The sequence below is a fragment of the Nocardia spongicola genome (assembly GCF_047200775.1).
Taxonomy (GTDB): Bacteria; Actinomycetota; Actinomycetes; order Mycobacteriales; family Mycobacteriaceae; genus Nocardia.
This window is the reverse complement of record NZ_JBJZOO010000005.1, coordinates 176,173-189,790: the sequence shown is the minus strand read 5'-3', so window position 1 is coordinate 189,790 and position 13,618 is coordinate 176,173. Positions and strand designations below refer to the sequence as shown.

General features: G+C 65.8%; 13 protein-coding genes. 1 reads left to right on the top strand and 12 read right to left on the bottom strand.

The features are described from left to right. Window positions 1-24: 24 nt before the first annotated feature. Both ACL02S_RS13045 and ACL02S_RS13040 read right to left on the bottom strand, forming a co-directional pair. Window positions 25-486: a winged helix DNA-binding protein gene (locus ACL02S_RS13045; RefSeq protein WP_412802637.1), complete on the bottom strand. Its 462-nt coding sequence runs from the start codon at window positions 484-486 to the stop codon at window positions 25-27. Next, window positions 483-2,081, bottom strand: a complete 1,599-nt coding sequence (locus tag ACL02S_RS13040; RefSeq protein ID WP_412802636.1) for an MFS transporter — start codon at window positions 2,079-2,081, stop codon at window positions 483-485. Before ACL02S_RS13040 ends, ACL02S_RS13045 begins: the two co-directional genes overlap by 4 nt. 126 nt (window positions 2,082-2,207) lie before the next feature. Here ACL02S_RS13040 and ACL02S_RS13035 point away from each other — a divergent pair, with 126 nt between their 5' ends. After that, window positions 2,208-2,768 (top strand): TetR/AcrR family transcriptional regulator, encoded by a 561-nt coding sequence (locus tag ACL02S_RS13035; RefSeq protein WP_412802635.1) that lies wholly within the window; start codon window positions 2,208-2,210, stop codon window positions 2,766-2,768. A 202-nt stretch (window positions 2,769-2,970) separates the two neighbouring features. On the opposite strand, the gene ACL02S_RS13030 is transcribed toward ACL02S_RS13035, so the two are convergent. The 10 genes from ACL02S_RS13030 to ACL02S_RS12985 form a co-directional block, all read right to left on the bottom strand. Continuing rightward, window positions 2,971-4,092: a DegT/DnrJ/EryC1/StrS family aminotransferase gene (locus ACL02S_RS13030; RefSeq protein ID WP_412802634.1), complete on the bottom strand. Its 1,122-nt coding sequence runs from the start codon at window positions 4,090-4,092 to the stop codon at window positions 2,971-2,973. Between the two features lie 18 nt (window positions 4,093-4,110). Next, window positions 4,111-5,097, bottom strand: coding sequence for a dTDP-glucose 4,6-dehydratase (gene rfbB, locus ACL02S_RS13025; protein WP_412802633.1), 987 nt, complete (start codon window positions 5,095-5,097; stop codon window positions 4,111-4,113). A gap of 64 nt (window positions 5,098-5,161) precedes the next feature. Further along, entirely contained in the window at window positions 5,162-6,031 is an 870-nt protein-coding gene (rfbA, locus tag ACL02S_RS13020; protein ID WP_412802632.1) for a glucose-1-phosphate thymidylyltransferase RfbA, read from the bottom strand. A gap of 66 nt (window positions 6,032-6,097) precedes the next feature. After that, entirely contained in the window at window positions 6,098-7,252 is a 1,155-nt protein-coding gene (locus ACL02S_RS13015) for a glycosyltransferase (protein WP_412802631.1), read from the bottom strand. 53 nt (window positions 7,253-7,305) lie between these two features. Further along, window positions 7,306-8,283, bottom strand: coding sequence for an NAD-dependent epimerase/dehydratase family protein (locus ACL02S_RS13010; protein ID WP_412802630.1), 978 nt, complete (start codon window positions 8,281-8,283; stop codon window positions 7,306-7,308). Next, a complete protein-coding gene (locus tag ACL02S_RS13005; protein ID WP_412802629.1) occupies window positions 8,280-9,641 on the bottom strand; it encodes an NDP-hexose 2,3-dehydratase family protein in 1,362 nt (453 codons plus the stop codon). The genes ACL02S_RS13010 and ACL02S_RS13005 overlap by 4 nt, the downstream gene beginning before the upstream one ends. Window positions 9,642-9,768: 127 nt before the next feature. Beyond that, complete coding sequence (locus tag ACL02S_RS13000) at window positions 9,769-10,350, bottom strand: NADPH-dependent FMN reductase (protein WP_412802628.1); 582 nt, start codon at window positions 10,348-10,350, stop codon at window positions 9,769-9,771. Window positions 10,351-10,373: 23 nt separating this feature from the next. Beyond that, window positions 10,374-10,565, bottom strand: a complete 192-nt coding sequence (locus tag ACL02S_RS12995; protein ID WP_412802627.1) for an acyl-CoA carboxylase epsilon subunit — start codon at window positions 10,563-10,565, stop codon at window positions 10,374-10,376. A gap of 31 nt (window positions 10,566-10,596) precedes the next feature. Then, the gene (locus tag ACL02S_RS12990) at window positions 10,597-12,171 is read right to left on the bottom strand and encodes an acyl-CoA carboxylase subunit beta (RefSeq protein ID WP_412802626.1); all 1,575 of its coding nucleotides are present in this window, start codon (window positions 12,169-12,171) and stop codon (window positions 10,597-10,599) included. Window positions 12,172-12,178: 7 nt separating this feature from the next. Next, on the bottom strand, window positions 12,179-13,603 hold the full coding sequence (locus tag ACL02S_RS12985) for an MFS transporter (RefSeq protein ID WP_412802625.1): 1,425 nt from the start codon (window positions 13,601-13,603) through the stop codon (window positions 12,179-12,181). Window positions 13,604-13,618: the final 15 nt, after the last annotated feature.

Here is a 13,618-nt window from a genome sequence, read left to right as displayed (position 1 = left end):
GCCCCATCCGCGAGCGACGTGAGATCAGGGGGCGGTGGCCTTCTCGCCGGATCGCGGCGTGGCCGCTTCGAGATTGTCCAGCATCGTGGCGAGTGTGCGCAGGACCGTTTCGTAGTCCTCGGGAGGTACCCCGTCGGATACGATCTCGGCGGTGCGTGCCTGCGTGCGACTCATCTGTTCGAGTAGTTCGCGGCCGGCAGCGGTGATCCGCATGCCGGTGGCGCCGGTAGCTACCGGAACGAGGAGCAGCCAGCCGTTGTCGGTCAGTGATAGGAGCAGCTTCTCGATATCATCGGGGGTGTAGAAGGCGCCGGCCTCCTCGGTGAACTTTTCGCGGGTCAGATCCGGATCATTCTGCGCGGTGCGCAGTGCTTGCCAGTGACCGCGGCTGACGCCGTGGTTCTCGCGCAGCACGCCATCGACATAGCGGTGCAGGGCGTTGTCGAGTGACTTGATCAGATAGCCGAGCGGCTGCTGAGTACTCATGCGGGTGTTTCCTCTTCCACGGGGCTGGATGCATTTGCCGCACTACGCTTTTCCGGATCATTGTCTGCTTCGCTCGCGCCGGTGGAAGCGGTCTCCTCGGCACCACGGATGAGCCACGGGATGGCCACGGCGAGTATCGCCATAGTGACCGCGGCGCCGATCGCGGCGACAGTAAGTCCTGAGGTGAAGGCCTGGTTGGCATGTGCGAGCAGGTCGTCGCGTAATTGTTCGGGCAGGGACGCGGCCGCTTCGCGCGCGCCGGCGAGGGATTCGCGGGCGGCAGCCGGTATATCGCCCACGTTGTCGAGTTCGGATCGGTACACCGCGGCGCCGAGCGAGCCCATGAACGCGATGCCGAGCGCGCCACCGAATTCGGATCCGGTCTCCTGTACGGCGGATGTCGCGCCGGCCTGTTCCGGTGTCGCGGCGGCGATGACGATGTCGGTGGCCAAGGTCATGACGGTGGTCACGCCCGCGGCCAATATCACACCGCCGGCCACCATGATCACGGCACCGTCCGAGGGCGGGGTGAGTGCGATGACAGCGAGTCCGATCGCGGCGGTGGTGAATCCGATGGCGATCGCGACCGCTGTGCTGGTCTTGGCGCGCAGTTGCGGTGCGAGCATCGCTCCCGACATGGCGGCGATGGTCATGGGGACCATCCACAGCGCCGCGGTGAGCGGAGCCTGGCCGATGACGAGTTGCAGGTACTGGGCCAGGTACATATTGGGCCCGAGCATCGCCATGATGCCGAGTGTGATCGCGGTCAGCGCCCCGAGGATACGGCGGTTACGCAGCAGCGAGGTGTCGATGAGCGGATGGGTCGCGGTGCGCAGGCGCAGGATGAACAGTATCGCGCCGACGACGCCGATGGCGGTCGCCAGGGATGCCCGAGCATCCCAACCGGTGATCTCGGCGGCGTGTTTGACCGCGTACACCAGCGGCAGAACCGCCACCATGGACAGCGCCGCGCCGGGGAGATCCAATCGCGCGCCGGAGCGGTCGCGGTGCTCTGGGACCAGAACGGGGGCCGCGATCAGCAGCACGATCAAGACCGGCACATTGATCAGGAATACCGTGCCCCAGGGGAAGTAGTTCAGCAGTGCGCCGCCGATTATCGGGCCGAGGGCGCCACCACCGGCGAAGGCCGCGGTCCACACACCGACCGCCTTGGCGCGTTCGTGGGGATCGTCGAACATATTCCGGATCAACGACAGCGTCGACGGCATCAGCGTCGCTCCGCCCAGGCCCATGAGGGCCCGTGCGGCGATGAGCATTTCCGGGCTGGTGGAGAAAGCGGCGAGCACCGACGCGGCGCCGAAGATCGTCGCGCCGATCAGCAGGATCAACCTGCGTCCGAATCGGTCGCCGAGGGTGCCCATCGTGATCAGCAGGCCCGCGAGGACGAATCCGTAGATGTCGAGAATCCACAGCATCTGGCTGCTGGTGGGAGCCAGATCTGCGCTGATCGCCGGGATCGCGAGATACAGTACCGAGAAGTCCATCGAGGTAAGCAGTACCGGCAGCACCAGCACAGCGAGCGCAGCCCACCGGGCCGGATGCCCGGCGCCGGTGGTCGGCGCGGATCCGTTCATGGGATACTCCTTTGTCTGGATGTGCACTTCGTGCAGTTCGTAGGTGCACTTCGTGCTGTAAACGGAGACTCTCTCCTCTTATTATATGGAGACTGTATCCGGATAGGTCAAGGGAAGGAAGACGCTGTGGCCACATCCACCGGGAAATCCCTGCGCGCCGACGCCGCGCGCAATCGCGCGGCCGTGGTCGCCGCCGCGCGTGCCGCCTTCTCCGGCAAGGGAGTCGAGGCTCCGCTCGACGACATCGCCCGCGCGGCAGGTGTCAGTCCCGGCACGCTGTACCGTCACTTCCCGACTCGTTCCGATCTGGTGGCCGCCACGGTCGCCGACCATGTCGCGGAACTGCGCGCCGACGCCGACCGCTTGGACGAGGCCGACGATCCGGTCGATGCGCTGGTGCAATGGATCCGGTTGCTCTCGGACTACGCGGGCGTCTATGCCGGTCTGCCCGATACCGTGCTGGCCGCGGGACCGGACAGCGAAGGGCCGTTGTCCCATATCTGCCGCAGCCTGGAAGCACTCACCGACGGACTCGTGGCGCGGGCGCGGGGCAGGGTGCGCGCCGAGGTCGACGGCGCGGATGTTTTCGTCCTCGCCAACGCGCTGGCCTGGGCCGATGGTCACGATCCCGAGCGTGACCGCAGTGAGGCCAGACTCGCTGTTCTGATCCGCGGAATCATCGACTGAGGTCGCGCCACAGTACCTGTTCGGCTGTCCGGCGCGGAGTCGGAGCCGATAGGAAGCCTGTGTGCGGATCGACCCGCCCGGAGCGGGGTCACGAACAGTCCTCAGGGTGTCGCGGTGGTCGGCCCCCCGGAATACCTCGACGCCGGGATCGTGGTCGAGTCGATCTCCGGCGCCGGGGCGTCGTCGCGGCGAGGCGCTCGGCTCACAGCCGGCTCAGGACCGAGCGCAGGGCGTCGATGACCCGGTCCTGCTCGCTCTCCGGCAGGGACGGGTACATGGGCAGTGAGAAGATCTCCCCGGCCAGTTTCTCGGTTACCGGTAGATCGCCCTCTCGGTAGCCGAGGTGGGCGAACCCGCTCATGGTGTGCACCGGCCACGGGTAGCTGATATTGAGATCGATGTCGAATGCGCGCAGCGCCTCTAGGATCGCGTCTCGTCGCGGATGGCGCACCACGTAGACGTAGTACACATGGGTGTTGCCCGCGGCGGTGCGCGGCAGCCGGAACCCGCCGGGCCGCTCGAGATCGGAGAGTTGCTCGACATAGCGCCGGGCGACCGCATTGCGCCCGGCGATGTACTCGTCAAGGCGGGTCAGCTTGCGCCGCAGAATCTCGGCCTGCACTTCGTCGAGACGGGAATTGTGACCGGGGCTGCGCACCACGTAGTAGACCTTCTCCATTCCGTAGTAGCGCAATTGCTTCAGATTGTGGTCGATTCGTTCGTCGGCGGTGATGACGGCTCCGCCGTCGCCGTAAGCGCCGAGCACCTTGGTCGGGTAGAAGGAGAACGCCGCCGCCGCGGACATCGTGCCTGCGAGTTCGCCGTGATGGCTGGCGCCGTGCGACTGGGCGCAATCCTCGAACAGCAGCAGGCCGTGCTTGTCCGCGAGCGCGCGCAGTGGTGCCATATCGACGCATTGACCGTAGAGGTGCACCGGCAGAATGACTTTGGTCCGTGGTGTGATGGCGGCCTCGACCGCGTCGGGGTCCATGAGGAAATCGTCCTCGCGCACATCGACGAACACCGGGACCGCTCCGGTGCCCACGATGGCCACGATGGTCGGCGCGGCGGTATTGGAGACGGTGATGACCTCGTCGCCGGGTTCGATGCCGATCGCCTCCAGTCCGAGCTTGATGGCATTGGTCCCGTTGTCGACTCCGGTGCAGTGCGCCACATCGTGATACGCGGCGAACTCGCGTTCGAATCCGCTGACGCTCTCGCCGAGCACCAGCCGTCCCGATTCGAATACGGTCTGCACCGCGGCGAGTATGTCGTCCTTCTCTTTGGCGTATTCGGTGAGGTAGTCCCACACGTAGGTGGTCATAGGGTGGCTCCTGTCGGGTCAGTGGATCGGAAGGGGAGGGGTGGTCTGCGCCGGCGCGGGGGATTCGCGTAGCGGTGCCCACCACTGGTGATTCGACCGGTACCAGGCGACGGTCTCGGCCAGGCCGTCGTCGAAGGCGATGGTGGGCGCCCATCCGAGATCTTCACGGATTCTGTTGTCGTCCACCGAATAACGGCGATCGTGACCGAGGCGGTCGGCGACGTAACGGATCATCGACGGCCCGCACCCACAGAGCTCGAGGATTCGTTCGGTGAGCCGGAGGTTCGACATCGCCTGTCCGCCGATGTTGTAGATCGCTCCGGCTTGTCCGCCCTCCAGTACCAGATCGATGGCGCGGCAATGATCGTCGACATGCAACCATTCGCGGGTGTTGCCGCCGTCACCGTAGAGGGGAACGGGGATGCCTTCGAGCAGGTTGGTGACGAATCGGGGGATCAGCTTCTCCGGGTGCTGATACGGACCGTAATTGTTCGAACAGCGGGTGATCGAGACATCCAGTCCGTGGGTGCGCGAATAGGCGCGGGCGATCAGGTCCGAACCGGCCTTGGAGGCCGCGTACGGCGAATTCGGCAGCAGCGGAGAGCTTTCGGTCCACGAGCCGTGGTCGATCGTTCCGTACACCTCATCGGTGGACACGTGCACGACCTTGCGCACCCGCCCGGCGACGGCGGCTTCGAGCAGGACCTGGGTGCCGAGCACATTCGTGCGCACGAAGGCCGTCCCTGAGCCGACCGATCGGTCGACGTGGGATTCCGCCGCGAAATGGACGATGGCATCGCAGTCGGAGACCAGGGTCTCGACTGTGGGACGATCGCAGATATCGCCGTGTACGAACGTCAGTCGTGCATGGTCGTCGGGCAGATTCGCGCGGTTGCCCGCGTAGGTCAGCGCGTCGAGGACCGTGACCTCGGTGCCCGCGGCCAGCCTGCGGCGGACATAGTGCGAACCGATGAAACCCGCCGCGCCCGTGACGAGAATTCTCATCGACGACTCCTCAGCGGGTCTGTGCCGGAGTTGTACATGAGCTGATTCCTTTCACCGTGTCGGGTCATCGGGCGCTCGCGACGTCCATGATGTAGCGGCCGTAGGGTGAGGTGCCGAGCCGATATCCGAGCTGATGGCAGGTTTCCGCATCGATATAGCCCATGCGCAGGGCGATCTCCTCGATGCATGCGATCCGTACGCCCTGGCGTCGCTCCAGGATCTCCACGTATTGGCCCGCCTCGATCAGGCTCTCGTGGGTTCCGGTGTCGAGCCAGACGAAACCGCGGCCGAGCTGGATCAGTTCCGCGCGGCGCTGGGCGATATAGGCGCGGTTGAGATCGGTGATCTCCAATTCCCCGCGCGCCGAGGGCCGGAGTTCCCCGGCGATGTCGACCACATCGTTGGAATAGACGTAGAGGCCGGTTATCGCGATATTCGACCGTGGCTTTTCCGGTTTTTCCTGGATATCGACGAGTTCGTTCGCACCGTTGATCTCAGCGACGCCGTAGCGCTGCGGGTTGTGCACCGGATATCCGAACAGGACACATCCGTCGACTTCCTTGACCGCGTGTTGCAGCATCAGGCTGAAACCAGGGCCGTGGAAGATATTATCGCCGAGAATGAGCATGACGGAGTCGTCGCCGATATAGTGCTGCGATACCAGGAATGCGTCGGCCAGGCCTCGGGGTTCGGCTTGTTCGGCATAGCTCAACGACAATCCGATCGCGGAGCCGTCACCGAGCAGGCGCTGGAATGCGGGCAGATCGCGTGGCGTGGAAATGATCACGATATCGGTGATGCCGGCCAGCATAAGGACCGACAACGGATAATAGATCATCGGTTTGTCGTAGACGGGCAGTATTTGTTTGGATATTCCGAGGGTGATCGGATAGAGCCGGGTTCCGTGTCCTCCGGCCAGGATGATGCCTTTCACGATGCCGCTCCTACGGTATTGCTGCGAACATTCCTATCGGTGGCGAGGTCGTGCGGGTCTCCGGCATCAGCGGTGATTTCGCCGGGCGAGCTCGAGTGCGGCCACCTGCTCGAAGGGGTGTGGCATCGAGCGGATCTCGTCGCGGAGTTTGCCCGCCGCGGTCTGGAACGAGTTGTCCTCGAGCACGGTCCGGCAGGCCGCGACCGCGCGCTCGATCACCGCTTCGCCCGGGGGGACCGAAACCCCCGCGCCCAATGCCTCGATCTGCTTGGTGGTGCGTTCCCATATCTCGGCATCGGGCAGCATGACCTGCGGCGTACCCGCATCGAGGGCGGTCAGGCTGCTGACGCCACCTGCGTGGTGCACCACCACATCGCAGGATGGCGCGACGATGTCGAGCGGGATGAAGCCCGCGTGCCCCACCGGGATCAGCGGGCCGACCTGTGCGGCTACTCGCTCGGGTGCGGCGACGAGGATCTCCACATCCAGCCCCGCCAGTGCTGTGATCAGGTCGCAGAGCTTCTTGAAGCTGGTGTCGTAGGTATCGACCAGCTGTACCCGGCTGCCCATGGTCACGCACACACGCGGGCGGCCCGACCGTTGCACCATCCACGGCTCGAAGACCGTCTGAATATTGGCTGGGACGAAACGGAGGGGTTGATGGGGTGAGTCGTCGTGGCGGGTTGCCAGCGAGGGCAAGGTCACGTCGAGTGTCATGCAGGGAGTGGGCAGTCCCCGCAGGCCTGCGGCAGCCAGTTCGGGCGCGAGTTCGTGCTCGGCTCCGGCGAAGTACGGCGCTATCTCGTACATATCCCAGGTCTGCCGGACATAGGGGACATCGAGTGCCGCCGCCAAGAGCGGTGCCGCGAATGAGAGGCTGCCGCCGACCACCAGATCGGGCCGGAAGTGCTCGGATAGTTCGGTCAACGCGGACAGCGTGGTGGCGGCGTATCTGCCGAAGAACCGGCCCGCGTTGAATATCATGCCCGCGTCGCCGTCGGCGGGGGCGACGGGGGTGCCGTCGCGTTCGAGCAGGATGAATTCGGACAGCGGTCGGTCGGTGCAGGCGAAGGCCGGAAGCCCGGAGGCGGTGATGGCAGGCACGGTCTGCTGCGAACCGGCCATGACCACTCGGTGGCCCTGGCTCTTCGCGGCGTGGGCCAGCGGCGCCAGCGCGAAGGCTGTCGCGTGACTCGCGTGCGCGGCGAACAATATCTTCATGGTCTTCCCTTCGGGCGTGGGGTGATCAGCGGTGTGTCTGGTGCGGGTCGGACTCATCCGGTGTGCGCGTGGCCGGGCAGCGCCGTCGCGCGAGTAGTGCGGATCTCGTCCCAGAAGGCTTCGACCGATTCCCGCAGCGAGACTTCGGGTCGCCAGCCCAGCTCGAGACGTGCGGGTTCGATATCGACCTTCGTCCAGTTCGAGGCGGCGGGATCCGGTGTGCGTGCCCGCTCGACGAGGCGTGCCCCCGAACCGCTCACGGCGATGAGCATGGTGACCAGCTCGCGCACGCTGATCGCCGCACCGCGCCCGATATCGAAGACGGCACCTGGCCTGCGTACGCGCGCGGCGGCGACGACCGCGGCGGCGACATCTCGGACATCGACGTAGTCGCGGTGGGCCACCAGCGCGTCGAGGGTGATCTCGGGCGGAGTGTCCGAGTCCGCCGCCGCGAGCAGGCGCTGCGCCACGATGCCGAGCAGGCTGACCGCAGGCGTGCCTGGACCCGTGACATTCGCGATGCGCAATACGACCGCATCGACTGTCCCCGCGGCCACCGCGTCCAGCACGGCTTCGGTGGCGGCGAGTTTCGCTTCGCCGTAGGCGCTGGCAGGCCGGGCCAGGCTATGATCAGCGCCCGCCTGCTGCCCTTCGACGATGGGTCCGTACTCCAGGACCGAGCCGAGGTGCACGAGCCATGGGCGGTGCGTACAGCCGCCGAGTGCGGCGATGAGCCTGCGTACGGGTTCGGCTGCCGCCGACCACATCTGTTCGTCGGACCGGCCCCAGATGCTGCCGACGGTGTTGACCACGACATCCGGTCGATACGAATCGATGAGTTCGCCGATCGTCTCCGGTGCGGCAGTGCCGAGATCCAGGGTTGTGAACGGGCCTTCCGGCGGCATATCGGGGCGGCGGCGAGCGACTTCGCCGGTCTCGAACCCGTCGGCCCGCATCGCGGTACAGATATGCCTGCCGACGAAGCCGGTCGCGCCGAGTACGAGAGCGCGCGGCGGTGTGGAAATAATCATCGGGCTGCCACCGTTTTCTCCGCGATATCGTCGTCCATGCAGCTGAGCAGGCAGCGTGCCGCGACATTGACGTGATTGCCGAACCGGACGAATCCGGTCAGCTGGGCGACGGTCATCCAGCAGTAGTCGGCGGGTACCTCCTGCGGCACGCTGTCGCCTGCGTCGATGACGAGATAGCGGTTCTCGGCCTGGTAGAACCGGCCGCCCTCCTCCGAGTGCACGACGTCGACCAGGCGGTCGGCGGGCTCGGACTGCTGGACCACGTCGAGGAACAGTGGTTGATTCGCGTGTGGGGCGTCGTGATAGCTGGCGGGGATGCAGGCGACGGTGGGTCCCATCTCGACGACATCGGCCGTGCCCGCCTCGGTGCGCGCGTGCACCAGGATGTGGAACTGGTCGTCGAAATGGCGTCCGAGAAAGGCGATCACTCCCTGGCCGACCGGCTGCAACATGGGTTGTGCCCAGTGGGCGACCTCGCGGTTGCCTGCTTGGACGTCGACGCCGATAACTGTGAAATGCCTGCCGTCGGGCCGGTAGATGCGACCGGGGGAATAGGTCCATTCGGGCAGATTCCGCAGCGGCACCGATCGCCGGGCGAGCCGATGCCGTGCTTTCGCGTCGGTGAACCAGCTCAGCAGTGCGCCGAGGGGGTGCCGGGCGGGGCCGGACGGCTCGGGCATATCGGCCTCGGCCGCACGGTGGCCGTGATCGAGGAACGGTAGACCCGAAAACACCGTTCGCGAATCCATATTGATGAGGTTGGGTATGCGGATCAGCTCGGTGAGTTGTTCGAGACTCAGCCAGCAGAAGTTGTCACGCAGCGGCAACCAGTCCGGGACCTCGACGATCATGTTTCGATTGCGCTTGCCGAGGAACCACGAGCCCTGCTCGGACTGCAACGAGTCGAAGACCACGCTGCCGGGCGCGGGCGATACGAAATGCTCCAGGTAGGGGACCGCGTTGCCGCGATGCACCCTGGTGTAGTTGCTGCGGGTCGCCTGCACAGTCGGCGAGAGCTGGATCAGGTTGATATTTCCCGGCTCCATCTTCGCCTGCATCAGGCAGTAATAGGAATAGCCGACTCGTTTGACGGCGATGCCGAGTATGCCGATTTCCGGCTGATTGATTATCGGCTGGGACCACGAGGCGCCGTTGTCGGTGTCGACAGCGATGCCTTCCACGGAGAAGAATTTCCCGCTGTTGTGGCGCAGCGTTCCGGTTTCCGCATCGGTTCCCCAGCCGTCGAGTGCGTCGAGCGGGGTAACCGTGACTCGGTAATCGTTTTTCCTGTTCTGGTCGGCGAACCATTCGTGGAACGCCGTAAGCGTGTGGAACACTATATCCTCCGGTATCCGCATCGACCATCGGTGCGTGAGCGTGACAGCAGGAGTTCCGCCGTCGTGACGGCGTATTCGGATCTGAAATGGCTTGTGCGAGCACAAGGCACATATCGATGTGCCTTCGTGCTCTTCCGGTGTGGTGGATTCAATGCATGGGCGTCTCGTCGCGCGCTGTCCGCAGCGCGCGACCCCACCACAGGATGTGCTCGACCATGGTGTCGGCCGCCGCGTTCGCTCCAGCTTCGTCGGTCGGTTGCCCCGTGGCATCGAACCGGTCCCAGGCATTGTGGAAGCTGACGGTGTCGCGCAAGGCGACCGCGTGCACCTCGCCGAGCACCTGGCGCAGTTGTTCGACCGCGCGCAGCCCGCCGGCGAGCCCGCCGTAGGAGACCAATCCCACTGGCTTGGCCCGCCATTCCTCTGGACACCAGTCGATCAGATGTTTGAGCGAGGCCGGGAAGCTGTGGTTGTACTCCGGGGTGACCAGGGCGAAGGCATCGGCCCGCAGGAGTCTGGCGGACACCTCGCCGAGCACTTCCGCATCCCGTGCGTCGGGATGTTCGGTGATCCGCGCGGGCAGCGGATAATCGGCGAGATCGAGATAGTCGACCTCCAGTTGGTCGTTGTGGGCAGCGTATTCGGCGAACCACCGCGCGACGGTGGGACCGAAGCGTCCTTCGCGGACACTGGCGCAGATGACGATAAGGCGGATCGGCTTGTCGGACATGGTTTTCCCTTCCGGGTCGATAATCAGCGCCGCGGCCGGTCACGCCAGCTGCGCGGATTACCCGCGCGCCGGGTCCGTGGTGCGCGGGAAGCGGCGGGATCGGTCTTTGTGTTCTGAGATCCGTTGTGGTGCATGTGCAGCACCGTGACGAGTACGGCGAGTTCGGTCGCGGTGAGGTGACCGGAATGGATGCTGAGGAAGGGCTGGGAACTCATGATGTTCTCCGTGATCGGTGGGGATGCTGAGCTACTGGGGTGGATTTCCGTGTTTGCGGGCGATGGTGTCGAGGTGTTTGTGCCGTAGCATCCGCAGCGCGTCGACGACGATGGTGCGGGTGTGGCGCGGCTCGATGACGTCGTCGACCAGGCCGCGTTCGGCGGCGTAGTACGGATGCATGAGCTCGGTTCGGTACTGTTCGGCTTTTTGCTCGCGCACTGTGTCGGGATCCAGTGCGGTGGCGATCTCGCGGCGGAAGATGATGTTGCTCGCACCGTCCGCACCCATGACGGCGATCTCGTTGCTCGGCCACGCCAGGGCGATATCGGCGCCGATCGAGCGCGAGTCCATCACGATGTAGGCGCCGCCATAGGCTTTGCGCAGTACCAGCGAGACCCGTGGCACGGTGGCGTTGCAATAGGCGTAGAGCAGTTTGGCGCCGCGGCGGATGATGCCGTTGTGCTCCTGGTCGACACCGGGCAGGAAGCCGGGCACGTCGACCAGAGTCAGCAGGGGGATGTTGAAAGCATCGCAGAACTGGACGAAGCGGGCCGCCTTTTCGCTGGCGTCGATGTCGAGCACGCCGGCGAGCACGGCGGGCTGGTTGGCGACGATGCCGGTCACCTGCCCGTCGATCCTGGCGAGCGCGCAGACGATATTCGTGGCCCATTCGGCGTGCACCTCGAGGTATTCGCCGTCGTCGACGATCGCCTCGACGACCTTCTTGATGTCGTAACTGTGCGCGGGATCGTCGGGCACGAGTGCGGCGATATCGTCGACGATGGATTCGACGGGTTCGGTGGGTGGTGGCAGTTCGTGGTTGTTCGACGGCAGCAGCGAGAGCAGATAGCGGACGTCGTCGAGGCATTCGCGTTCGTCGTCGTAGCGGAAGTGCGCGACACCGGATCGCGTGGAGTGCACGCCGGCGCCGCCGAGTCCGTCATGGGTGATGACCTCGCCGGTGACCGTCCGCACCACATCGGGCCCGGTGATGAACATCTGGGATGTGCGCTGGACCATGAACACGAAATCGGTCAGCGCCGGGCTGTAGGCCGCACCGCCCGCGCACGGTCCGAGCATCACGCTGATCTGCGGGATCACTCCGGATGCGCGGGTATTGCGCTGGAAGATGCCGCCGTAGCCCGCGAGTGCCGTCACCCCTTCCTGGATGCGCGCGCCCGCACCATCGTTCAGCGATACCAGCGGTGCGCCCGCCTGCACCGCCATGTCCATGATCTTGTGGATCTTGGCGGCGTGCGCCTCGCCGAGCGCACCGCCGAAGATCCGGAAATCATGGGCGTAGACGAACACTGTGCGGCCGAAGACCGTGCCCCAGCCGGTGATCACACCATCGGTGTAGGGGCGGTTGGATTCGAGGCCGAACCCGCTTGCTCGGTGCCGCCGCAACGCTTCGACCTCGACGAAGCTGCACTGATCCAGCAGCAGGTCGATGCGTTCTCGTGCGGTCAGCTTGCCCTTGGCGTGCTGGCGCTCGGTCGCGGCGAGACTCGGTCCGTTGCGCGCCTGCTCCTTGAGCAGTGCCAGATCGGCGGTCCGCGACCGTAGCGTCGGTTGCGGCGGGCTTTCATGGATGACGACAGTCATGCGTTGCTCACTTTTCGACGCGAGAGTGTTCAGCGTGGTTGCGTGTATTGGCCAGCACGCCTGCGATGGCCGCGGGCACACCGGCCAGGGCGACTACGACTGCGAGTACGACGGCATGCCGGTAGCCAACGACCAGGGCGGCGGTGACGGCGGCAGGCACGATCGCCGCAGCCAGTTGGACCGCGGTCTGGTAGAGGCCGGTGGCGGCGGCTCTGCGCGCCGGATCGACGGTGGACACGGCCTGGGCGTTGAGTGCGGCGAAGCCCGCGGCGAACGCGGCGCCCAGCAGCAGCATTCCAGGCAATACATCGGTGAGGTAGCGGTCAGGGACCGCGGGGTACATGAAGGTCAGCGCGGCGGCGACCGAACTGGCTGTACCCATCGCGACCAGCACCGACATCGGGAATCGCCGCAGCAGCGGTCCCGCCGACGGGGCGGCGACCACGAGGGGGATACTCGCGGGCAGCAGTGCGAGTCCTGTCCTCAGCGGACCCCATCCCAGGTCGTACTGCATGCGGATGGTCACGATGAGCAGCAGCGCCAGATTGGTGCCGTTCATGGCCGCCGCGCCTGCCATCGAGACCAGCAGCGTCCGGTTGGTGAGCACCGGCGAGCGGTACAGCGTGGTCGAACTCCTGCGTTCGACGACGACGAGAACGAGCGCCGACAGCGCGGTGATCACCAGGCACGTCAGGGGAATGCGATCGCGCCACCCGCGCTCGGCGGCCGTGGTGATCGCCAGGACACAGGCCGCCACGCCGAGGGTGAACAACGTCGCGTTCACTGCCCCGAGCGGTTTCGCCGCCGTGCCTCCGAGCGCCGCTCGACCCTCGCGGGGGATGAGCCTGGCGCCCGCGATCAAGACCACGGCCCCGATGATCGCCGGGACAAGGAAGGTCCACCGCCACCCCACCGGCGTCAACCCGCCTGCCAGGATCAACCCCACGGAGAACCCGGCGCCACCGGCGAGGGTGTAGACCGACAGGCCGATATCGCGCGCCCGTCCCCGTGGCAGCGCGGTCGAGATGATCGCAAGTCCCAACGGCGCGGTGAGCGCCGCGCACGCGCCTTTGAGCGCGCGCGCCGCCGCGAGCAGAGCCGGATCGTCGGCCGCCGCCCCTAGCAGTGACGCGAGGACGAAGACCAGCAGCGCGGCCAGATATACCCGGCGCATGCCGAGCCGGGCGGCCAGACGTCCGCCCAGCAGCAGCGCGCCGGCGAATCCGGTGGCGAATCCGGTGATCGTCCAGATCGCCGTAGTCCGGCTGAGGCCGAGATCTTCGGCGATCGTCGGCATGGCGACGATCATGATCGAAACTTCGAGCGCGTCGATCAGCATGTTCGCGGCCAGGAAGGCCACGAGCCCGTGCCTGCGCGCCGATGGTGTGCGCGGTCCGGCGCCCGGTGTGTGTTCCGTGGATGTGATGGGCAACGACCCTCCCTCCCG